Annotated in this window: 15 protein-coding genes and 1 tRNA gene; 4 read left to right on the top strand and 12 right to left on the bottom strand. The window is 71.2% G+C overall.

Going from position 1 to position 21,572, the window contains the following annotated elements; translation table 11 throughout:
* Positions 1-162 precede the first annotated feature (162 nt).
* Positions 163-951 (bottom strand): SDR family oxidoreductase, encoded by a 789-nt coding sequence (locus ABXJ52_RS15835; RefSeq protein WP_367042932.1) that lies wholly within the window; start codon positions 949-951, stop codon positions 163-165.
* Between the two features lie 75 nt (positions 952-1,026).
* Here ABXJ52_RS15835 and ABXJ52_RS15830 point away from each other — a divergent pair, with 75 nt between their 5' ends.
* Entirely contained in the window at positions 1,027-1,866 is an 840-nt protein-coding gene (locus ABXJ52_RS15830) for a hypothetical protein (protein ID WP_367042929.1), read from the top strand.
* A 115-nt stretch (positions 1,867-1,981) separates the two neighbouring features.
* Here the strand turns inward: ABXJ52_RS15830 and ABXJ52_RS15825 are convergent, their stop codons facing one another.
* The 3 genes from ABXJ52_RS15825 to ABXJ52_RS15815 all read right to left on the bottom strand — a co-directional run bounded on the left by ABXJ52_RS15825 (position 1,982) and on the right by ABXJ52_RS15815 (position 4,423).
* Positions 1,982-2,179, bottom strand: a complete 198-nt coding sequence (locus tag ABXJ52_RS15825; protein WP_367042927.1) for a DUF397 domain-containing protein — start codon at positions 2,177-2,179, stop codon at positions 1,982-1,984.
* Between the two features lie 226 nt (positions 2,180-2,405).
* Positions 2,406-3,263: a helix-turn-helix transcriptional regulator gene (locus tag ABXJ52_RS15820; protein ID WP_367042925.1), complete on the bottom strand. Its 858-nt coding sequence runs from the start codon at positions 3,261-3,263 to the stop codon at positions 2,406-2,408.
* Positions 3,264-3,640: 377 nt separating this feature from the next.
* Positions 3,641-4,423 (bottom strand): GPP34 family phosphoprotein, encoded by a 783-nt coding sequence (locus ABXJ52_RS15815; RefSeq protein WP_367042923.1) that lies wholly within the window; start codon positions 4,421-4,423, stop codon positions 3,641-3,643.
* Between the two features lie 168 nt (positions 4,424-4,591).
* Between ABXJ52_RS15815 and ABXJ52_RS15810 the strand changes: the two genes are divergently transcribed.
* Positions 4,592-8,008, top strand: a complete 3,417-nt coding sequence (locus ABXJ52_RS15810) for a D-alanyl-D-alanine carboxypeptidase (protein WP_367042921.1) — start codon at positions 4,592-4,594, stop codon at positions 8,006-8,008.
* Positions 8,009-8,258: 250 nt separating this feature from the next.
* The gene (locus ABXJ52_RS15805; RefSeq protein ID WP_367042918.1) at positions 8,259-10,121 is read left to right on the top strand and encodes an MFS transporter; all 1,863 of its coding nucleotides are present in this window, start codon (positions 8,259-8,261) and stop codon (positions 10,119-10,121) included.
* Here the strand turns inward: ABXJ52_RS15805 and ABXJ52_RS15800 are convergent.
* The 4 genes from ABXJ52_RS15800 to ABXJ52_RS15785 all read right to left on the bottom strand — a co-directional run bounded on the left by ABXJ52_RS15800 (position 10,118) and on the right by ABXJ52_RS15785 (position 14,470).
* On the bottom strand, positions 10,118-10,645 hold the full coding sequence (locus ABXJ52_RS15800; protein ID WP_367042916.1) for a hypothetical protein: 528 nt from the start codon (positions 10,643-10,645) through the stop codon (positions 10,118-10,120). The two genes, ABXJ52_RS15805 and ABXJ52_RS15800, sit on opposite strands and share 4 nt — an antisense overlap.
* Positions 10,646-10,746: 101 nt before the next feature.
* Entirely contained in the window at positions 10,747-11,613 is an 867-nt protein-coding gene (locus ABXJ52_RS15795; RefSeq protein ID WP_367042914.1) for a MerR family transcriptional regulator, read from the bottom strand.
* A gap of 106 nt (positions 11,614-11,719) precedes the next feature.
* Positions 11,720-12,352 (bottom strand): serine/arginine repetitive matrix protein 2, encoded by a 633-nt coding sequence (locus ABXJ52_RS15790; RefSeq protein ID WP_367042912.1) that lies wholly within the window; start codon positions 12,350-12,352, stop codon positions 11,720-11,722.
* Positions 12,353-12,442: 90 nt separating this feature from the next.
* Positions 12,443-14,470 (bottom strand): transglycosylase domain-containing protein, encoded by a 2,028-nt coding sequence (locus ABXJ52_RS15785; protein WP_367042909.1) that lies wholly within the window; start codon positions 14,468-14,470, stop codon positions 12,443-12,445.
* Positions 14,471-14,894: 424 nt separating this feature from the next.
* Here ABXJ52_RS15785 and ABXJ52_RS15780 point away from each other — a divergent pair, with 424 nt between their 5' ends.
* The gene (locus ABXJ52_RS15780; protein WP_367042907.1) at positions 14,895-16,061 is read left to right on the top strand and encodes a hypothetical protein; all 1,167 of its coding nucleotides are present in this window, start codon (positions 14,895-14,897) and stop codon (positions 16,059-16,061) included.
* A 65-nt stretch (positions 16,062-16,126) separates the two neighbouring features.
* On the opposite strand, the gene ABXJ52_RS15775 is transcribed toward ABXJ52_RS15780, so the two are convergent.
* The 4 genes from ABXJ52_RS15775 to ABXJ52_RS15760 all read right to left on the bottom strand — a co-directional run bounded on the left by ABXJ52_RS15775 (position 16,127) and on the right by ABXJ52_RS15760 (position 21,235).
* Positions 16,127-16,199 (bottom strand) — tRNA-Arg (locus ABXJ52_RS15775).
* Positions 16,200-16,326: 127 nt separating this feature from the next.
* Complete coding sequence (locus ABXJ52_RS15770) at positions 16,327-18,786, bottom strand: GAF domain-containing protein (RefSeq protein ID WP_367042905.1); 2,460 nt, start codon at positions 18,784-18,786, stop codon at positions 16,327-16,329.
* Positions 18,787-18,848: 62 nt separating this feature from the next.
* Positions 18,849-20,282 carry an MFS transporter gene (locus ABXJ52_RS15765; RefSeq protein ID WP_367042903.1) on the bottom strand — a complete coding sequence of 478 codons (1,434 nt, stop codon included), beginning with the start codon at positions 20,280-20,282 and terminating at the stop codon, positions 18,849-18,851.
* A 116-nt stretch (positions 20,283-20,398) separates the two neighbouring features.
* Positions 20,399-21,235, bottom strand: a complete 837-nt coding sequence (locus tag ABXJ52_RS15760) for a 3-hydroxybutyrate dehydrogenase (RefSeq protein ID WP_367042901.1) — start codon at positions 21,233-21,235, stop codon at positions 20,399-20,401.
* Positions 21,236-21,572: the final 337 nt, after the last annotated feature.

The following is a 21,572-nucleotide window of genomic DNA, read 5'->3' as shown; positions in this document are numbered from 1 at the left end:
CAAGTAAAATCGTTCTGTTTGCTGACCTTCGTTCATATACTTGACCGTAGTAGCCGGGGAACTCGTGGCTCCCGGGCATGCAAAAAACGGCTGTACGGGACCGAAATCCCGTACAGCCGTCGACCGTTGAGTTGAGTTGAGTTGAGTCGAGCCGAGCCGCGCCTACCGCATCAGCTCTCCCGCGTTCACCAGGAGCGACTGGCCCGTGATCGCCCGCGCCATGTCCGACGCCAGGAACACCGCCGCGTCCGCCACGTCCCCGTCCGTCGCCAGGTCCGGCAGCGCCATCCGTGCCGCGAGGCGGCCCCGCACCTCCTCCTCCGGCACGCCCTCGGTGTGCGCGGTGAACTGGACGTACGCCTCGACCGGCGGGCCCCACATCCAGCCGGGCAGCACCGTGTTCACGCGGATCCGGTCAGGACCCACCTCGTGCGCCAGGGAGTACATCGCCGACGTCAGCGCCCCCTTCGACGCCGCGTACGCCGCCTGCCGCACCTGCGACGGAGCCGCGACGGCCGACTGCGTGCCGATGAACACCACCGAGCCGCCCCGCTCCTTGAGCGCGGGCAGACAGGCCCGCGTCATCCGCAGCGTGCCGAGCAGGTTGACGTCGATGACCTGCTGCCAGGTGGCGAAGTCCGCGTCCTGCACCCCGCCGAAGTAGCTGTCCCAGGCGGCCACATGGACCACCGCGTCGATCCGCCCGAAGCGCTCGCGCGCCAGGTCCGCGAGTGCCTCGCACTGGGCCTCGTCGGTGATGTCGGTCGGGCGGTACGCCGTGTGCGTGCCCTCGGGGTCGCTCGCGCCGGCCGACTTGGCGAGGTTCGCCTCCGTGCGCGCCCCGAGCACGGCGTTGCCCCCGTCCCGTACGACGGCGGCCGCGACCTGGTGGCCGAGGCCGGCGCCGACTCCCGACACGACGACGGTCTTTCCTTCGAGGAGCGAGCGCATGCGGCGCCTCCCGGCTCTGGCAGTTTTGCTGACGGGGCGTCAGAGTATGGGCGTCCACCGGAGGAAGGAAGACTCATGAGCGAGGACACCCGCAGTGCGGCGTACGGAGAACTGGCCGGCGTCGGACCGTACGGCGTGCACCCGGGCCACGCCCTGATCACCATGGTCGAGCCGCACCCGGGCCATGAGTACGCGTACAACCGCTGGTACGAGGACGATCACTACTACGCCGGCGCGATGGCGATGCCCTGGATGTACGCGGGCCGCCGCTGGGTGGCCACCCGGGAGCTCCAACTCCTGCGTCTGCCCGAGAAGTCGGCGGTGGCCCAGCCCGTGACCGCGGGCTGCTACCTCTCCACGTACTGGGTCACCGACGGCCGCTACGACGAGCACATGAAGTGGACCGTCGGCATCAACAAACGCCTCAACCGCGACGGCCGCGTCTACCAGGACCGCACGCACGTCTTCACGGCCTTCCAGGACCACGAGGCCACCGTCTACCGCGACGGAGCCGCCGGGCCCCGCGACTTCCACGCGCTCGACCACCCCTACCAGGGCCTCGTGCTCGAAGTCATCGACGCCGAAACGGGCGACCAGCGCGCCGAGTTGCTGGAGTGGCTGCGGGCCGGGCAGCTGCCGCGCGCCCTCGCGGGGTCTCCCGCCGCGATGGTGACCATCTTCCGGCCGACTCCGCTGCCGGGTGACCGGATGACGTACGTGAAGCAGGTCGAGGGAGTCGACACCAGGCTGACGCTGCTCTGGTTCCTCCAGGCCGATCCGAGTGAGTGCTGGCAGGAGCACTTCGCCGGGCGGGTGGACGCGGTGGCGGAGTCGGGTCTGGGGAGGGTGGAGCTGGTGGCGCCGTTCATTCCCACGGTGCCGGGAACGGACGCGTACGTCGATCAACTCCGTTAGGCGACTTCGAGCTTGCCCATGGTCGGGCCGGTGCAAGGCCGAGCCCCCTCGGCCGGGACGGCGGGCCAGTCGAGAGGGCTCAATCGGTTCTGCTTATGCAATTGTCGGTCTCTCGTTACTTCTCCCGGCCGACTTCGGAGACGAACGCGCGCCATGAGTCGGAGGGAAAGGCGAGGACGGGGCCCTCGGTGACCTTCGAGTCGCGGACCGAAATCGCCGACGCAATCGGCGACTTGACCTCGACACACGCGCCGTTTCCCGTGGAATACGAGGACTTGACCCACGTATTCGTAGCGCCCTGATGAATTGCCATGGTTACTCCGGTTTGCCCAGTTGTTGAGTTGCGGTCACCGCCAAGAGCGGCTGCGCCAACGGATGTTGCTCGATGGCGTGAATGACGCTACTCGCCAACATCGCCGAGTGAAGGAAGCGTTCACTCGACCGGATGGCATATTCCAGTGGGGTCTTCCGCCTCGCCGAGGGGGAGGTGTACCGTGCGGCGCTCATCCGCCCCGGACGTCACATACGAGGCGTACGCCTCAGCGCGCGTACTCTTTCGCGATGTCTGCGATGAGTTGGCGTGATTGATCCACATTCAGGGCCTGTGCCCGCAGATGCTCGTACATCACGCTGTACTGCTGGACGTCGTTCGCCTTCTCCAGATAGAGATCGCTCGTGACGCCCTCGATGTAGACCACGCTGGAATCCGCGGCGTCCGGGAACTCGAGGATCGCGTACTGGCCATTGAGGCCCGGGTGCGCGCCCATCTCGAAAGGAATCACCTGGACGGTCACATGCGGCAGTTGGGACTGCTCTACGAGGTGTTCCAACTGGTCGCACATCAGATGCCGGGAGCCGACGACGCGGCGCAGCGCGGACTCGTCGAGAACGGTCCACAGACGCAGCGGATTCTCCGGGGCGCTGATGCGCTCCTGGCGGCGGACGCGGACCTGGACCCGCTTCTCGATGTCCGTCGGCGTGGTCTCCGGCAGCGCGCCGGTGATCAGCGCCTCCGCGTACGCCCGGGTCTGGAGCAGGCCGGGGACGACCTGCGGGTCGTACACGCGCAAGGAAGCGGCGTCCGTCTCCAGGCCGATGTAGACGCTGTACGGAATGTCGCCGAAGGAGTGCCACCAGCCCTGCTGGCGTGAGTCCTTGGCCATTTGCATGAGCGAGTCGACGATGCGGTGGTCCTCGACCTCGTAGACCCCGCAGAGGTCGCGTACATCGCGCTGGCTGATCGAACGGCGGCCGTTCTCGAGGCGGCTGATCTTCGACTGCGAGACCAGCAGGCGCTCGGCGACCTCCTCGGCCGTCATGCCCTTGAGCTCGCGGAGCCTGCGGAGCTCCTGGCCCAACCGGCGTCGCCTGACGGTGGGATTGACACTGGACGCCACGGACGTGCACCTCCGACTACATGCCTCTACTTTGCGTATCTGCTGTTCAGCAGAGTGCCACCAACGTGTCGCGCACCGCTGGGAAACAGCGGATGTGAATGGCGAACCGCATTGCATTGCAATGCATTGCAATGCGACACGAACACGGAGTGGACGTGAGGACTGGTGTGAGGGGTGCGGCCCGGACGCACGGCGCCACGACGTGCGGCCGCGCGGGGCGGAGGTACCGGTGTCGTCGTCCGGACGTCCCGGTGCCAGTGCCCCGCGCGGCCCAGCGGCTCCCGAACCGGGTCTGGGGGACTGCGGTGCGGCGTTGCTGTTGCCGGTGGTGCGGTGGTGCGGTGGTGCGGTGTCGCAGTGGTGCTGATGCCCGTGACTCAGTGGGCCACGGCACGTGCCATGGATCCGCGGCGCGGCTGCATCGGAACCCCGCCGGGTTCCGGCGCGGTCCTGGCCGGTTGTCGGCCACCGCCTGGTCCACCTGGTCCACCCGGCCCACCCGGACCCGCTGGGGCCGGGCTGCGGCGCGGCTGAGCGGCCACGCCGTTCTGGACGTCCATCACGGCGTGCGCCACGAGGCCGCCCATCGGGTCGTGCCTGATCAGGTCCCGGAGACGGGAGCGCGATGAACGCCCTTCGTTGCCGGGGTAGAGGTGCTTGCCGAGTCCCACTGCGTGAGCGAGCGCGGCGAGCGCCGCGGTCCGCGGGTCCGGTGGTACGCCGGTGCGGATCGCGCTGTCCAGCCGGGACCTGATGTCCCGGCTGATTGCCGTCTCCGTCGCTTGGTAGCGAGTCGTCGGCAGTACTCCGCACATCTGGCCCGATACGGCATGCACCATGCCGCACCGCTCCAGGTGCGCGAGGTAGATCTGGCGCAGCCCCAGTCGGGGCCCGCCAATCCAGTGGACCGCCCGAACCGGGCTGCCGCGCCTGCGCAGCAGTTCCAGTGCGGAGTCCAGAGTCGGATCTCCGGTCGGCCGTGGCATCACCACGGCGATACGATCCCCGTCTGGGGCTATCCGTCCGGCCAGCGCCAGCTCCACTAGCTGTGCTCCGGCCAGACCGAGGTCGAGCGACTGCGGCTGCGCTGTGGTACCCGTGGCCGGGTCCAAAGCGAGCAGCAGAAGCTCCTCCGGAATCGTTCTGCGGCTCTTGCCCATCCATGCCTCCCCGCGTGGATGAATGACAGGGTGACCCCTCTCACATTGGTCTGTCGAGAGTGCGTGACCGGTAAGTACGGGAACCAGTAGGTATGTCGTTCTCGTCTACCACGGGGGTTAAGCCCCCACACAGGACACTGGTACATGGTTCGGACAGCGGGTCCGGCCGTGTTTTGGCGCAACGGCAACGCGAGCGGCGTGGCGTACGAGGAGGCATCGGTGGCGGGCGAGACCCCCGACAGGTCGAAGCAGCGGAAGTCGTCGGGGAACCCGACTGGGGCAAAGCCGTCCGTGCCGGCACCGGCGCCGGATGAACGCGACCCGCGCCTCGCGGTGGCCCGAGAGGTCCCCGCGGCGCGGGAGGAGACGCGGGACGAGACGCGGGAGGACCAGGCGACGGCGGTCTTCTCGACGCGAGCCGTGGCCTCCGGCCCGGAGGAGCGTACGGAGTCCTCGGCGGCTGCCGAGGAGCCGGCCAAGGGCACCAAGGCCGCCGAGCCCGGTGACGCGCGCCTGCGGGCCGCTGTGGCGGCGTGGGTGGCCTCGGCGGACGAGGAGACCCCCGGGGCCGCGGAGACGGCTGCAGAGGGCGCCGAGAAGCGCGATTCCCCGTCCACGGAGGAGGCCGCCGGTTCTGGCGGGTCCGGGGTGTCCGGCCAGCCTGCGGAGGCGAACGTCTCCGCAGGTGACTCGGCTGACGAGGAAGACGCGGACGACGCCGATGGTGCCGGTGCCGGTGCCACCACCGAGGCGGCGGATGAGCCGGGGGACGCGGCCGCCGGCGTCGACAGCGCCTCCGAGCCTGCGGGCGCGGCTGGTTCTGACGCCGCCGATGAGCCCGAGCAGGCCGACGGAGCTGGGGACGAGGACGGCCCCTCCGGCAACACGGGCAACTCCCGCGCCGCCGCCGAGCCCATGGCAGACGCAAAGCGCGCGGAGCCCACGGCTGCCGCGAAGCTTGCCGACCCCAAGTCCGCCGAGTCCACGGCAGACGCCAAGCCTGACAAGCCCGAGGCTGACCCTGAGCCTGCCGGCCCTCAGACGGGCGCTGAGCCCGCCGAGTCCACGGCTGACGCTGAGCCTTCCGGCCCTAAGGCGGACGACAAGCCTGCCGAGCCCAAGGCGGACGCCAAGCCTGCCGAGCCCAAGGCCGACGCCAAGTCCGCCGAGCAGACGGCGGCCGCTGAGCCCGCCGGCCTAAAGACGGATGCCAAAGCCACCAAGCCCACGGCTGGCGCAAAGCCTGCCGACCCCGTGGCGGACGCAAAGCGCGCCGAGCCCAAGGCTGCCGCTGAGCCTGCCGGCCCTAAGGCGGGCGCCAAGTCCGCCGACCCCAAGGCTGACGCAAAGCTTGCCGACCCCAGGGCGGAGGCCAAGCCCTCCGACCCCGAGCCGGAGGCCAAGTCCACCGAGCCCAAGCCGGGCGCCAAGCCCTCCGACCCCGAGCCGGAGGCCAAGTCCACCGAGCCCAAGCCGGGCGCCAAGCCCTCCGACCCCAAGCCGGAGGCCAAGTCCACCGACCCCAAGCCGGGCGCCAAGCCCTCTGACCCTGAGCCGGAGGCCAAGTCCACCGACCCCAAGCCGGGCGCCAAGCCCTCCGATCCCGAGCCGGAGGCCAAGTCCACCGACCCCAAGCCGGACGCCAAGCCCAAACCGGACGCCAAGCCCAAGGCCGACCCCGCCCCCTCGGCGGCCACAGCCACAGCCGCAACAGCAGCCGCAGCCGCCGCCCCCAGCGCCGCCGAAGCCGACAAGCCCTCCGGCGGCAAGAGCAGTGGCAAGAGCTCCGGGGAGGCCAAGACCACCGGCACCCCCGCCCCCGCCGACAGCGCCCCCAAGGCCTCGGCCGACGCCCCTGCCGAATCCGGCACCGAATCCGGCACCGGCGAAAAGCCCTCCGGCGACGACGCCCCCACCGGCGGTGTCGACCAGGCCACCGCCGTGTTCAAGGCGGTGTCGCCGAAGGCCGTCGACCAGCCGACCACCATGCTCAAGCTGGGCGACCACAAGCCCGGGGCCAAGAAGCCGGACGCAAAGCAGGACGCAAAGCCGGACGCAAAGCCCGAAGCGAAGCCCGAGGGTGACGCTGAGCGCACCAGCAAGTTCGTCGCGCTCAAGCCCCTGGACGGCGCCCCGAAGCCCCCGGCAGCCACACCCCCCGGAGCCAAGGCGCCCACGCCAGAGAAGGCGCCCACGCCAGAGAAGGCGCCCACGCCAGAGCAGGCGTCCGCGCCCGAGAAGGCCAACGTAGGTCCCGAGCGCACCACCCAGCAGCCGCTTCCCCCGCGGCCGCCGCTCGATCTCCTCGCCGAGCTGACCAACACGCCGCCGCCTCCGGAGACCCCCGTCCGCACCGCCGTGCGGAGGGTCAAGATCTGGACGCCGCTGGTGCTGCTCCTGGTGATCGTCTTTGCGGTCGTACAGGCCGTGCGGCCCCTGCCGACGCCCACCCTGACGCTCACCGCGAAGGAGACCGTCTCCTTCGAGGGGGGCAAGCCGTCCATGCCGTGGCCGGGTGAGGGCCAGGCGGCGATGGACGTCAACGGCATCGGGACGTTCGGCACGTCCGGCGACCAGAAGCCCGTGCCGATCGCGAGCATCGCCAAGGTCATGACGGTCTATCTCGTCCTGCGCGACCACCCCCTGAAGAAGGGTGGCGACCCCGGTCCGGACATCCCGGTCGACGCCGCGGCGGCCAAGCACTACAAGACGGGCAAGGCGGGCAACGAGTCCGTCGTCAAGGTGACCGAGGGTCAGAAGATCACCGAGTACGAGGCGCTGCAGGCGGTCATGCTGCCGTCCGCGAACAACATCGCCAAGCTGCTCGCCCGCTGGGACACCAAGAGCGATTCCGAGGACGAGTTCGTCGCGAAGATGAACAAGACCGCCAAGGAACTCGGCATGAAGAACACCCACTACACGGACCCCAGCGGCCTGGACAAGACGACCGTCTCCACCGCCGAGGACCTCGTGAAGCTGGGCAGGGCCGCGATGGAGGACCCGGTCTTCAACGAGATCTCCCGCCAGCCCAGCTACAAGGACCTCAACGGCGACAAGCAGAACAACTTCTTCGGGCTCGTCCCGACGGTCGCCATCGGCATCAAGACCGGCACCACCACCGCGGCGGGCGGCAACATCCTCTTCGCCGCGGAGAAGAAGGTCGGCGGCCAGACCCGCACGATCATCGGTGCCGCCCTCGGCCAGTACGGCGACAACGGCGTGGCCAACATCGACGAGGTCACCGGCGTCACCCGCAAGCTCATCGAGGCCGGCCAGGGCGCGCTCACGGCGAAGACGATCGTGAAGAAGGGCGATGTCGTCGGCGAGGTCGACGACGGTCTGGGCGGCACGACCCCGGTCGTCGCCACCAAGGACGTCAAGGCGGCGGGCTGGTCGGGCCTGACCGTGAAGCTGAAGCTCGGCGACAAGGCCGGAAGCACGGTTCCGCACTCCGCGAAGGCCGGCACCCAAGTAGGTGTCCTGAGCGTCGGCGACGGCAAGGACGGCGCCGTCGAGGTGCCCGTCGCGCTCCAGAAGGACCTCGCGGAGCCGGGCCTCGGCGCCAAGCTCACGCGCGTCGGCTGAGGCACTGACAGCAGACCGCGGAGCACGTACGTGGGCATGGGCACAGGCGCAAGCCGCCGCCCATGCCCACGCTTTGGCCGAACCCGGCTGAACCCCCGCGCGGGGAGCCCCCGCCCCAGGCTCCCTGTGCGCCGTGCGTGCTAGCGTCACGAGTTCGGGGAGCAGTGCGCCGGGCTGAGCGACGGGGTGTTCCGGGACGGACCCCCTGGCGCGGCCCCGGACGGACAGAACGACACGGGGAGTGCCGCAAGTGGCCACAGCGGAGCCGACGCGAGCCGACGACGCCGATCCTGAGCCCGGCACCGGTGGCGGCACCCGCACCGGCGCGCGAATACAGCTGCCCGCCCAGCGCCGGGGCGAGCCCTCGGCTCCCGAACGGCCCACCCGGTGGGCGCGGTTCCTGCGCAACCCCGTGACCATCACGACCCTCACCGCGGCCGTCCTGCACGTCGTGTGGTTCTTCACCTTCGCCAACAGCGGGGGTGACCTCGCCGCTCAGGACGCCTGGGCCGAGTTCGTCGGCCGCCACCCCGACTCCGCGTACAACCTCGCCTGGTACGGCGGGATGCACCCGGTGTCGTACAGCGTCGTCTCGCCGTATCTGATGTCGGTGCTCGGCGTCCGGACCACGATGATGATCGCCGGTACGGTCTCCGCCGCGCTGCTCACGATGATCCTGGTCCGCAGCCGCGCGGTGAGGCAGCCGCTGTGGCCCGCGTTCGCGGGTGTCTTCGCGCTGTTCTGCAACGCGGTGTCGGGCCGCGTGACGTACGGGCTCGGCCAGATGTTCGCGCTGATGGCCGTCGCGGCCGTCTTCTGCTGGCCCTACCGCTGGCGCTACAAGCGGTGGGCGAAGGCGCTGGTCGCCGCGCCGTTCGCCGCGCTCGCGACCATGGGCAGCCCGGTGGCCGGCCTCTTCGTCGGCTTGGTCGCCGTCGCGCTGTTCCTCAGCAAGCGCTACCCGGGCGCGTACGCACTCGGGGTCGCGCCCGCCGTCGTCGTGGGCCTGTCCGCGTGGCTCTTTCCGTTCTCCGGCACGCAGCCGATGTCCTTCGGGTCCGCGTCGCTGCCCCTGATCTGCTCCGGCCTCGTCTTCTTCCTCGTACCGAAGCAGTGGAAGACGGTGCGGATCACCACCGCCGTGTACGCGGCCTTCGTGCTCGGTGTCTGGCTGATCAGCTCGCAGATCGGCTCCAACATCTCCCGGCTCGCGATGTCCTTCGGGGGCGTCGCGTTCCTTGCCGCGCTGCCGTTCACGGTGAAGAAGTCCCGCAAGTGGTACACGCTCGTCATGGCGCTCGTCGCCTTCACCGGCTGGGTCGGGTTCAAGGCGGTCGACGACATCGTGCACACGACGCCCCAGGCTTCCTGGACGCGTGAGCTCGCGCCGCTCGTCAACGAACTCCGTGAGGTCGGCGCCGAGAAGGGCCGCGTCGAGGTCGTCCCCGCGCGCAGTCACCGCGAGGCCTCCGCGCTCGCGCCGTACGTGAACCTCGCCCGCGGCTGGAACCGCCAGGCGGACATGAAGCGCAACCCCCTCTTCTACGACGACACCCTCAACTCCGCGAACTACCACGAGTGGCTCCAGCGCTGGTCCGTGCGGTACGTCGTGCTGCCCAAGGGCGAGCCCGACGGCGACGGCGGCAAGCGTGAGGCCGCGCTGGTCGAGCGGGGCCTGCCGTATCTGAAGCAGGTGTGGGTGGACTCCAACTGGCAGCTGTACGAGGTCACCGACCCGACCCCGCTCGCCGATCCGCCCGCGGTCGTCGACCGCGCCGAGGCGGGCGGGATGACGATCGAGGTGAAGGAGGCGGGCCGCGTCCTGATCCGCGTCCCGTACTCGCCGTGGCTCAGCCTCGTCGACGCCGACGGGAAGGGCGTCGAAGGCCCGAAGGAGACCGAGGAGTCCAAGCGGCAGCGCGAGACCGACGAGGACCGCCCCAAGCAGTTCGAGAACGTCAACGGCTGTCTGATGGAGGCCGAGGAGGACGCCGAGGGCGACAAGTGGACCGAACTCCTCGCTCCCGGCCCCGGCGTCTACCGCCTCGGCGCCCCCTACCAGCTGCCGCGCGGCACGGCCTGCCCGGAGGAGCTGCGCGAGAGCGTTCGCTAGACGGACGCCTGGGAGGCCGCTGGAACACGGCGGACGTAGCGCAGGGTGGCCGGTACGAGCGTGACCGCGCCCAGGAAGAAGTACGCGTTGATCAGCATGCTCTTCCAGAACTCCCACGTGCCGGTGTCGGCCGCCTCGTCGTCCAGGCCGAGCAGTCCGTGCGGGGTGAGGCCGGTCGCCACGGTGATGTTCTCGACGAGACCGGGAAGGCCGCGGACCGTCAGGAGCACACAGCCGAAGAGCAGCGGCCCCCGCACCAGCCACCGCGGCACGCGGGCACCCCAGGGCCTGACCGTGGCGAGGACACAGCCCACCCCGGCCGCCGACATGAGGGTGATGAGCCCGTCGTAGGCGAGGAACACCGCGATCTTGGTGCCGCTGTGCTCGCCGGGGCCGATGGAGTCCTCGTACATCACCCCCATCTGGAGATGCCAGACGAAGCTGACAGCAAGCCAGAGCGCGGCGGCGTGGGCCCAGCCCGGGCGGGGGCCGGTTCGCGGGAGGTCTGTGAGGTGGCGTCGCATACGTCGAAGCTATGGACGCCGGAGACCGACCGCGTCGGTCCGGGGGAGGGGCCGTCTCCGCCGGGCGGCGGAGACGGCCCCCTCCTCGTAGCGCCAGCGGCTCACTGCGCCGGGGCCACCGGGAACGCCACGTCGCACACCGGGTCCTCGGGGCCCGCGGCGTCCCACTCCACGAAGTAGATCTCGCGGCACGGGCCCGCGACCTCCAGGCTTTCGCGCGTCACCCATGCCTCCACCGCCTCGAACGCGCCGAGGATCTGCGGATAGGAGACCTGGGCCTTGGTGATGCGGGTGTACGCGATCCGGTGGGCGGGCTCCACACGGGACTTCGTGCCCCGCCGGCCGCCCGCCTTCGCCGCCCACGCCCGCGCCGCCGCCGCGTCCCTGACCGGCACGCAGGCCTCCGCGGGACCGTCGCTGTCCTGGGTGACCTCGGCGTGGTAGACGACGAACGGCGAGGCCGCCACCCCGCCGCACTCGCTCTCGGCGGCCTCCTCCAGGCGGCGCGTCGACGCGCCGATCCAGACGGGCAGCTCCTCGGACAGGAGGTGCCTGCTCTCGGAGATGACGCACTGCTCCGGCACGTCGACGGTCTTGATCTCGAACTCTTTCCCGTACATCTCGGAACCTCTCTCGGACAGTCGTCCACGGAGATACCCCACGAGCGTGCGCCGCTCCGCGTGCCGCTCCTCGATGTCCGCCCAGTACGCGGCGACCGCCCGCTCGGCCTGCTCCCCGTCGAGCCGTACCGTCGCGGTGATGTCCGCGAGCGGCATCCCGAGGCGGCGCAGCAGGACGACCGTGCGGGCGCGTTCCACCTGCGCCGCGCGGTAGTGGCGGTAGCCGGTGGACTCGTCGACGTACGCGGGGGTCAGCAGCCCGAGGCGGTCGTACAGGCGCAGTGCCTTGGGCGAGAGCCGGGCGCGGGCCGCGAACTCGCCGATGGAGAGCAGCGGTTCGGTGTCCATGGGGGCATCCTCCGTCACCGGGCCCCTCGACCCGGCACGCGGGACGATGGGCTCTGCCCCTGGGGGAAGGTCAACCGCTGGGGGAAGGTCCCCCGCTGGGGGAAGGTCAGCCGCCGCCGTTGCCGGCGCCGCGGTGGCCGTAGTACGCCTGCGCCTCCAGCCACCGGCGGTGCCTTCCGCGCCGTACCCCGACGATGATCGCGATGCCGGAGGCCGCGAGGAGGCCGAGGAGCGGCACGACGACCGTCACGACGATGCCGCCGACGAAGGACGCGAGGTCGGCGTCGTCACCGGGGGCGAAGGTGAGGGCGCCGCGCGGGTCGTCGCACCTCACGCGGTAGTCCCCGGCCGTCTCCGACTTCAGCACGAACGCCCGCTCCCACTCGCCGCCGCCCTTGGTGACGGTGAAGGTGCTGTCGGGGGTGGTCACCCGTGGCTCGGAGCCGGTGGGCCCGGAGACGATCGCGCAGTGCGCGCGGGCGGCGAAGGGGCTGCGTACGTAGATGGCGGCGTCGTCATCGGGCCCGAACCGCAGCGTGACGGACCGCCCGCTCGCGAACGCCTTGCCGTCGTCGACGGAGTCCACCGTCGAGGTCAGCGTCAGCACGAAACTCGCGATGCCGACGCCCACGCAGACCGCCGCGATCAGCGCGGCCACGACGAACCACCGCTGCCGGGGCCGTAGTTGCCGCGCGTCTATGCGGGGCGGCGGCCCGGGCGGTGGCCCATAGGGATACATATCGGAACGATGACAGCCGGGCGGGGGGTTGGGGAAGAGCGCCCTGAGGCCCTGAAGTCCTTAGGCCCTGGGCACAGGGGCCCCGGGAGGCTACTTCACGTAGTCCTGCCAGATCCGTACCGGAAAGACGTTCCCGTGCTGCGACTTCGCCCCGCCCACCCCCGACATGGGAAGCAGCTGCGGCTCGTCCGGTCCTGTCCGGAACATCGTCACGGAGGTCGACAACTCCTCGGTGGTGGCGGTGAACCACGCCGACCTGAGGCGGTCCTGGTCCCCGGTGCGCCCGGCGACGACCGGGCGGTCGACGGCTGACGTGCCGACACCCCGCATCGCCTCGGCCGTCTCGTCGGCGACATCCGGATCGAGCGCGCGCCGCGCGCCGGGCCGCGCGAGCCCGGCGGCGGCCTCGTCGCCCTTGACGACCTTGGTCACCGAGTACGGGTCGTGCCGTAGGCCGCGGTTGACGAACGTGCCGTAGGCGCCGGCCATGCGGATCGCGCTGGGCGTCGACGTTCCGACGGGGAAGGTCCGCTCCAGGCGCGCCATGCTGCTCTCCAAGAGCCCGGACGCGACGGCGGTGCGCCGCACCCGCTCCCACCCGACGTCCTTGCCGAGGCGTACGTAGGTGGCGTTGCCGCCTTTCGCCAGGGCTTGGCGGAGGGTGGGGTGAGCGGCGTCGGGCCCGGCAGCCCCGCCGCCGGCGTGGCGGCGTGCGGGGCTGTCCGCGGGGCTGTCCGCGGGGCTGCTCGTGGGGGTGGCGGATTCCTGGAGGAGGCCGTCATCGGCGTAGAAGCTCCCGGCCGAGGCGGGCTGCCACCGGGTGCCGCGGGTGCCGCGCCCGGCCGGGGTGCGCAGGCCGTTCTCCAGGGCCGACGCCAGGACGAACGGCTTGAAGGCGGACCCGACGGGGACGCCGGTCGTGTCGGCGTTGTTGGTGAAGTGCTCGGTGGCGTCGGCCCCTCCGTACAGGGCGACGATGGCGCCGTCGGCCGGCCGCACGGAGGCGGCCCCCACCTGCACGCCCTTGTCGGCGTCGCGCTTCTTCGGGTCGATGCCGCGGTCGAGTACGCCCTCGACAGCGCGCTTCAGGCGCCGCACCTTGTCCTTGTCGAAGGTGGTGTGGATCTTGTAGCCGCCGCGCGCGAGGTCCTTGTCGGTGAGGGAGGTGTGCTGCTTGACGTACTTGTTCGCGACATCGACGAGATAGCCGGTCTGACCGCCGAGGCTGGTGGCGCGGGACTCCCTGTGGGGCTCGGGATAGGTGGTGAACTTCCCGCGCACCGCGGGTTTCATGAGCCCGGCCGCGACCTGCCGGTCGAGTATCCACTTCCAACGGGCCTCGGAGCGGCGGTGGTTGACGGCGCTGACGGAGGGGTCGTACTGCTCGGCGCCTTTCAACAACGCGGCGAGCGCTGCCCCCTGGCTCGGATCCAACTCCCGCGCGGGGATGCCGTAATAGGCGTGGGCGGCGGCCTCGATCCCATAGGCGCCGCGCCCGAACCAACTGGTGTTGAGATACCCCTGCAGAATCTCGCGCTTGCTCTTCTTCCGGTCCACCTTCAACGCGATGACGAACTCCTTGACCTTCCGCGTCACCGTCTGGTCCTGGGAGAGGTAGGTGTTCTTCACGTACTGCTGGGTGATGGTGGAGCCGCCCTGCGTCTCCTGGCCGCGGACCATGTTGACGGCGGCGCGGGCCAGGCCCTTTGGCGAGACGCCGGAGTCACTGTAGAAGGTGTCGTTCTCGGCGGCGATGACGGCGTTCTCGACGGCGTCGGGAATCTCCGACAGCCGCACGTTCTGCCGGTTCACGTCACCGGTGCTCACCATCTGCGTGCCGTCGGCCCAGTAGTAGACGTTGGCTTCGCGCCGGGCGGCCGCGTTCTCATCGGGGATGTCGACGGAGGCGTACACGAGCCCGAAGAGGCAGACCAGGGCGGAGAGGCTGAAGCCGAGGGCTCCGGCCGACTGCCGCCAGGAGGGAAGCCACCGCCGGAGCCCGCGTCTGCCGGTGCGTGGATAGTCGACGAGACGTTGACCTCGACGTCGGCGGCTCGGCTTGCGGGCGCGCGGATTCCCGGGCTTGCGCGCCGGCTTTCCCTGCGTGTGTGTCCCCATGGTGGGGGAGAGGGCGGAGGTGGGGGCGGTGGTTGGCCGTGGGCGTGTTAGGGGGACGTAACAGAGCAGGGCACAGCGCCCGGCACGGAGGAGGGCACAGAGCAGGGCCCGGCCGCGGCAGCTCCCCTTGGCCACGGCCGGCCCGCCTCAACCGTGGGGCCGACGGCGCGGGAGTGCGCCGGCCGCCACGGGAGCATGCGAACCCTGACTGTGCCCGGGGGACCGGCGGAACGCGCGCCATGGGTTCACTACACGCGTTCCCAGGCGAAGCCACTCGACACGGAGTCACTCGACACGGAGCGACACAGGTGGAAATGGCGAGGGCGGCGGCAGCCATGCGGGCCGTACGGATGTGACGCGGGCGCGGCGGGCGAAGTAGGTATTGCGGGCGCAACCCGCAGCCTCACCTGCGAGGCTGTGTCGCGTGACGTACGCAGTGAGTGTGGATACCCGGGTCGCCGACGGCTCCTCCGAGCTGGACGAGCTGCAGCGGGTCGGCGCCGGAGCCCTTCTTGAGGACGGCTTCGAGTCCGTCGTGGAGATCGAGGGGCCCGACGGGACGGAGGTGAAGCTCCTCGACACCTTCGTGGGCGTGTATCCCGGCGGGGCGCTGCTCAAGGTCTTCGTGGACGCCCCGGCGCTCGAGCTCGCCGAGGAAGCCGTACGGGAACTGGTGGAGGAGCTGCTGGAGCGCACGGAGCTGCTCGCGGAGTGGACCGTCGAGCGGTGCCAGGTGGAGCTGCGTCCGGACCTGGCGCAGGAGAGCCTGGCCGCGGCGGAAGGCCCGGACGCCCCGCCCGACGACCTGGAGTCCCGCCGCGCGCGACTGATGGGGCTGGCCGGGGGAGGAACAGCGCCGACCGACCCGAGCGCGACGTCGGTCGAGACGGAGGCAATCCGCTCCAAGATCCGCACCCTGGCACCACGGCTGGCGGCGATCGGCGCGGGAATGTTCGGGGTCCCGGAGGAGGGCGAACAATCCCCGAGGCAAGCTGCCGCCTCCGACGACTCCGTGATCTCGACCGAGGAGGCCGAGCTGGCGGCCGGGGCGCTGATCTGGGGAACGGACGTGCTCCTGGACGAGCTGTTCCAGGACGCGCACGCGCTGGACCGTGAGGGAACCAACGTCGCCGAATGCGCCCGCCCCCTGTGGCTCCTGGACGAACTGCCCCCGCGCCACGCACTCCAATACGACGCGCGTTTCGCCCGCCGTTTCCTGGTGACGGCGATCTCCCTGACCACGCGGCTGACGCAGGGAAGCTTCAAGAAGCTGAGCTGCGTAGCCGAGGAGCTGACACTTCGCCTCCTGCTGCGCGAGGCCGAGGTCACGCTGGAAACCTTCGGCCTCCTCGACGAGGGAGTCGCCGCGGCCCTGAAGCACTTCGCGGACCGCGTCCACGAGGACATGGACCACGCATCGCTCTACGAAGACGGAATGCCCTACACCGAGGAAGCCGACCCACCCACCCCCCTCGCCCCTGCCCCGACGGACCTCTCGACGTGGTTCACCCCCTTCAACAAGGGCGACTACGTCCACCCATACGCGGCGGACGAACCGGAGACCGACACGAGCGGGAACCCGGCTGCCTGAGCTCTCGGCCTCAGAGGTGGATGTCAAAGGCCCCGGACCAAGATCGGTCCGGGGCCTTTGTCGTGTGCCCCCGGCAGGATTCGAACCTGCGACACCCGCTTTAGGAGAGCGGTGCTCTATCCCCTGAGCTACGAAGGCGGGGCGTACTGGTGCCGCCACGGATGGCGGTTTCAGACAGGGTAGCGGATGGGGGTGGGGCGGTGGTGCCTGGTGCAGCTCAGGGCGGTGGGGGCGTTCGCCGGACCGCTTCTGCCGCCGGGAGGCCCTACGGCGATCCCGGCGACTCCGGCGCCCCCGTGTACGCGTGCAGGCGCAGGGCGAGTTGGATCTCCAGTGAGCGTTCCGGGGACTGCCAGTCGGTGCCGAGCAAGTGGCCTACCCGGTCCAGGCGTTGGACCACGGTGTTCACGTGGACGTGCAGGGCGTCCTTCGCCTTGGACTGGCTCATCCCGCAGGCGAAATAGGCCCGCAGCGTGTGGATGAGCTCCGTGCCTCGCCTGGCGTCGTAGTCCAGGGCGGGGCCCAGCGTGCGGCGTACGTAGGAGTCCAAGTCCGTGCCCTCGCCTAGGAGTACGCCGAGGAAGCCGAGGTCGGGGAGGGCCGCGCCCCGGCCGGTGTGGCCGAGGGCCCGCAGGGCGGAGAGGCAGCGCAGCGCTTCCGCGTGGGCCTGGGCGAGGGCTTCGGGGCCGGTGGCGGGGCCCGCCGCGCCGACCGTGACCGGGGCCCCGGCGGCCTGGGTGAGCTCGGTGGCGAGCGCGCGGGCGCGGGCGCCGGTGTCGTCGGCCGGGATGACGAGGACCACGTGGTCGTGGTGAAGGCCGGACAGGCCGCGGCGGGCGCGGGCGGCTCGGGCGGCGGAGGAGAGCAGGAGCCGGCGGGACGCCGCGTCGCTGTGCCCGACGAACACCGAGTGGGGGAGCGTCAGGTCTACGTCCAGGCGGCGGGCCCGGGCCGTGAGGCGGCCCGGGGTACCGGAGAGGGAGAGCAGGTCGCCGAGGAGTTCGCCGCGTACGCGGTCCTCCGCCTCGGCGGCCGAGCGGCGCAGGAGGAGGAGCAGCGCCGTGACGACCCCCGCGCGCTCGAAGAGGCGGCGGTCGGCCTCGCCCAGGTCGGCACGGTCGGTGAGGGCGATGCTGCCGAGCAGCTCCGGGCCCGCGAGGACGGCGCACACCCAGGTGCCGTCGAAGGGGACGGCCCGTCCGCTGGCCCGCGACGCGGCGATGGCCTCGGCTGGGGGCGTGCGGGGTTCGGCGGTGCCTTTGGCCGCGCGTGTGCGGGGTTCTGCGGCGCCCTTGGCCGCCGCGGGCATGCGGCGCTCGGCCCCGCCGTCGGCGGCGGGTGGACGGGGCCCGGCCTCCTCGGCGGTGGCGGGCCTGGCCTCCCCTACGGTGGCGGGCCTGGCCTCCCCTACGGTGGCGGGCCCGGCCTCCTCCTTGGTGGCGGACGCTGCCTCCTCCTCCTTGGTGGCGGACGCTGCCCCCTCCTCGGTGGCGGGCGTTGCCCCCTCCTCGGTGGGGGGCGCGGGGCGGTCGGCGCCGCCCTTGGCCGGACGCGTGCCGGGTCCTCCGGCTCCGGCGAGTTCGGCGGCTCGGCCGGGTCCGCCGTCAGCTCCGCCGGGCCCGCCGTCGGCTCGGCCGGGTGCGCCGTCGGCTCGGCCGGGTTCGGCCGCGGCTCGAAAGGGTCCGGCATCGGCTCGGCGAGGTCCACCGTCCGCTCGGGCGGGTCCGCCCTCGGCTCGGACGGATGAGGCGGCGCCCCCGCCCCCGACGCGGGCGAGTTCCGTGCCGTCCGCGTCGTGGATGAGGGTGCCGCCGCGCAGGAGGGCGCCGATGGCCGTGGCGACCTCCGTGAAGTCCCCGCCGCGCAGCACGAGATCCGTCAGGCGGTCGTGCGCGTCCTCCGCCCGGCGCAGCGCCTCGCTGTGTGCGCGGATCGTCTGCGACGCCTCGTTCAGGTCGACGAGCGCGGTCCTCGTCTCCTCCATCCTGCGTGCGCTGTCGATGGCTATCGCCGCATGGTCGGCGAGCGAGGACAGCAGCGCGCCCTCGTCCGGGGTGAAGGCGCGGGCGGTGCGGTCAGCGGCGTACAGGACACCGATGACGTGTTTGCCCTGGCGCAGCGGTACGCCGAGGATGGCGTGCAGGCCTTCCTCCAGTACGGCGCTGTCGATGGGGCCGGTGTGCTTGAAGCGGGTGTCGATCTCGTAGTCGACGGTTGCGTACGGGCGGGCGGTCTGCGCGACCAGGCCGCCGAGCCCCTCGCCCATGCCCAGGCGCACGTTCTGGAACGCGGCGGAGACCGAGCCGTCCGTCACACGCATGTAGGTGTCGCCCGCCACCGGGTCGTTGAGGGAGAGGTACGCGACGTCCGTGCGCAGCAGCAGCTTGGCCCGGTGCACGATGGCGCGCAGCACCGCGTCCAGGTCACGCAGGGCCGCGAGGTCGCCCGCCGTGTCGAACAGGGCGGTGAGCTCGGCCTCCCTGCGCTGGTGCTGGTTCAGGGTGCGGCGCACGCGCAGCGCGGTCTGCGTGGCCTCGTCGATCGCCGTGAGCTCCGCGCCGCTCGCCCCGGCCGCGCGCGCCGCCGCGGCCGGCCGGGCGAACTGCTCGGCCGGCGCGTCCTGGGCGAGGAGGTCGAGCAGCTCACGCAGGGCGGAGGCGCACGCCCGCTCCTGGTGGCCGGCGTGGTGGGCGGCGCGGTCGACGGCGTCTGGCGAGCTGGACATACGACGTGTCGCCTCCGGGAGCGGGGTGCGCGGGCCGCTGGTGCGCGCGTACGGGGTGCGGTTCAGCTTCCGATTGTCGCCGAGGCCGTACTGCTCGCACCCTCGGAAGCCGAATCCCTCTCGGCGGGGGAGGCGAGCGAACGGCCACGCGTCTCCTTCGCCACGAGCACGGTCAGCGTCGTGATCACCACCGTCACGCAGACGTACAGCGCCACCGGCGTCGCCGAGTCGAAGTCCTTGAGCAGCTCCACCGCGATGATCGGGGCGAGGGCGCCGCCGATGATGGACGCGAGCTGGGAGCCCATCGAGGCCCCGGAGTAGCGGACCTTCGTGTCGAACATCTCGGAGATGAAGGCGGCCTGCGGCCCGTACATCGCGCCGTGGAGGAGCAGGCCGACCGTGACCGCGAGGGTGATCACGGCGAAGGACTCGCTGTCGACGAGCGCGAAGAACGCGAACGCCCACACCCCCATGCCGACCGAGCCGATCAGGGTGACGGGCCTGCGGCCGATGCGGTCGGAGAGCGCACCCCACAGCGGGATCGTCACGAAGTGGACGGCGGATCCGATGAGGACGGCGTTCAGGGCGGTGCTCTTGGGCAGTTCCAGGTGCACGGTGACGTAGACGAGGACGAAGGCCGTGAGGATGTAGTAGGAGACGTTCTCGCCGAGCCGGGTGCCGATGGCCGTGAGGACACCGCGCCAGTTGTGCCGGAAGACCTCGACGACCGCCGCGTCCTGCTTGGCGACCGCGGCCGCACCCGCCTTGGCCGCCTCGGCCTCCGCGCGCGCCTGCGCCTCCAGGAACAGCGGCGACTCCGAGACCGAGACCCGTATCCACAGGCCGATGATCACGAGCACGCCGGAGAGCAGGAAGGGGATGCGCCAGCCCCAGGCGAGGAACGCCTCGTCGGACTGGACGGCGGCGAGGAGCGCGAGGACGCCGGTGGCCAGGAGATTGCCGCCGGGGGCGCCCGCCTGCGGCCAGGAGGCCCAGAAGCCGCGGTTCTTGTCGTCGCCGTGCTCGGAGACGATCAGGACGGCGCCGCCCCACTCGCCACCGAGCGCGAAGCCCTGGATCAGGCGCAACACCGTGAGCAGGATCGGGGCGCCGACACCGAGCGTGGCGTGGGTGGGCAGCAGCCCCATCGCGAAGGTGGCGCCGCCCATCATCATCAGGCTGAGCACGAGAAGCTTCTTGCGGCCGATCTTGTCGCCGTAGTGGCCGAAGACGACGCCGCCGAGCGGCCGGGCCGCGAAGCCGACGGCGTACGTGAGGAAGGAGAGGAGGGTGCCGACCAAGGGGTCGCTGTTGGGGAAGAAGAGGGTGTTGAAGACCAGGGCGGCGGCGGAACCGTAGAGGAAGAAGTCGTACCACTCGATGGTGGTGCCGATGAGGCTGGCGCTGATGATGCGGGCGATACCCGGCTTGCCCGGGGCCTTCCCCGGGGCCTTGCCCGGGTTATTGCCCTGGGGACGCGGCGTTGCGGCTGCCATGGCGTGATCCGTTTCTCGATGGGGACGTCTCGCGTCCCGATGGGGGCGGGCCGCGACAGGGATGTGAGACGGGGATGTGAGACAGGGATGTGAAATGCCGTGCGGGGAGCGGGAGTTCAGGCGGCGGTCCAGCCGCCGTCCAGCGGCAGCGACGCGCCGGTCACGAAGCCGCTGTGCGGGCCGCAGAGCCAGAGCGCGGCGGCGGCGATCTCCTCGGGCTCGATCAGACGCTTCACCGCGGAACGCCGCAGCAGTACGTCGGTGAGGACCTGCTCCGGGGCGATCGCGTGGGCGGCCGCCTGCGCGCTGATCTGGTCCTCGACCAGCGGCGTGCGGGTGTAGCCGGGGCAGAGGCAGTTGCTGGTGACGCCGTGCGGCGCGCCCTCCAGGGCGGTGACCTTGCTCAGGCCCTCCAGGGCGTGCTTGGCGGCGACGTAGGCGGACTTGAAGGGGCTGGCGCGCAGGCCGTGCACGCTGGAGATGTTCACGACGCGGCCCCAGCCGTGGTCGTACATGTGGGGCAGTGTCCGGCGCAGCAGGAGGAACGGCGCAGTGACCATGACCCGCTGGATCAGGTCGAACCGCTCCGGGGGGAACTCCTCGACGGCGGCGACGTGTTGGAGCCCGGCGCTGTTGACGAGGACGTCGACGCGGGTGGGCAGGGTGTCCACCGCGGCGGGGTCGGCGAGGTCAACGGCGTGCGCCTCGCCGTCGATCGCGTCGGCCACGTCCTTGGCCGCGTCGGCGTGCTGGTCCACCACATGGACGAAGGCGCCGGCACCGGCCAGGGCCACGGCGCAGGCCCGGCCGATGCCGCTCGCGCCGCCGGTGACCAGGGCGGTGCGCCCGGTGAGGTCGGTTCCGGCGGCTCCGGCGGGTCCTGCGGGTCCTGCGGCTCCTGCGGGTCCTGCGGCTCCTGCGGGGGCGTCACCGCGGGGAATGGGGCTCGTCATGGCCGGAAACGTAAGGGTGCGCCACGCGGGGTTCCCATGTGTGGGGCCCACATAACGAGGGAGCGCGGCATGTGGGTCCCGTGCCGGTCGAGCCCTCGCCCTGGTGACGCACGTCACGACTGGCGGCCCCGAAGCTGTGCTACCTTGCGAACAGCACGTGTGTACGCCGCCCTTCCGCGGCGCCGGTGCCGATCTTCTTTCTTCCGCCTCATCGAGGCCCCCGCAGCTCCGCAGCTTCCGTATTGCACCGAAGCCCATTGCTGCAGTTCTTCTCTCCGCTCTTCTCTCCGCCCGACGCACGGGACGTGAACACACCGTCCTGCCGGGCCCCTCATTC

The sequence above is a fragment of the Streptomyces sp. Je 1-332 genome (assembly GCF_040730185.1).
GTDB lineage: Bacteria > Actinomycetota > Actinomycetes > Streptomycetales > Streptomycetaceae > Streptomyces.
Note: the sequence above shows the minus strand (reverse complement) of the source record. Positions and strands in the feature narration are given on the sequence as shown.

What these genes read in the sequence shown, in the direction of transcription:
- ABXJ52_RS15835 (WP_367042932.1), bottom strand. Translation starts at nt 951, where the DNA reads ATGCGCTCGCTCCTCGAAGGAAAGACCGTCGTCGTGTCGGGAGTCGGC.
- ABXJ52_RS15830 (WP_367042929.1), top strand. Translation starts at nt 1,027, where the DNA reads ATGAGCGAGGACACCCGCAGTGCGGCGTACGGAGAACTGGCCGGCGTC.
- ABXJ52_RS15825 (WP_367042927.1), bottom strand. Translation starts at nt 2,179, where the DNA reads ATGGCAATTCATCAGGGCGCTACGAATACGTGGGTCAAGTCCTCGTAT.
- ABXJ52_RS15815 (WP_367042923.1), bottom strand. Translation starts at nt 4,423, where the DNA reads ATGGGCAAGAGCCGCAGAACGATTCCGGAGGAGCTTCTGCTGCTCGCT.
- ABXJ52_RS15800 (WP_367042916.1), bottom strand. Translation starts at nt 10,645, where the DNA reads ATGCGACGCCACCTCACAGACCTCCCGCGAACCGGCCCCCGCCCGGGC.
- ABXJ52_RS15795 (WP_367042914.1), bottom strand. Translation starts at nt 11,613, where the DNA reads ATGGACACCGAACCGCTGCTCTCCATCGGCGAGTTCGCGGCCCGCGCC.
- ABXJ52_RS15790 (WP_367042912.1), bottom strand. Translation starts at nt 12,352, where the DNA reads ATGTATCCCTATGGGCCACCGCCCGGGCCGCCGCCCCGCATAGACGCG.
- ABXJ52_RS15785 (WP_367042909.1), bottom strand. Translation starts at nt 14,470, where the DNA reads ATGGGGACACACACGCAGGGAAAGCCGGCGCGCAAGCCCGGGAATCCG.
- ABXJ52_RS15770 (WP_367042905.1), bottom strand. Translation starts at nt 18,786, where the DNA reads ATGTCCAGCTCGCCAGACGCCGTCGACCGCGCCGCCCACCACGCCGGC.
- ABXJ52_RS15765 (WP_367042903.1), bottom strand. Translation starts at nt 20,282, where the DNA reads ATGGCAGCCGCAACGCCGCGTCCCCAGGGCAATAACCCGGGCAAGGCC.
- ABXJ52_RS15760 (WP_367042901.1), bottom strand. Translation starts at nt 21,235, where the DNA reads ATGACGAGCCCCATTCCCCGCGGTGACGCCCCCGCAGGAGCCGCAGGA.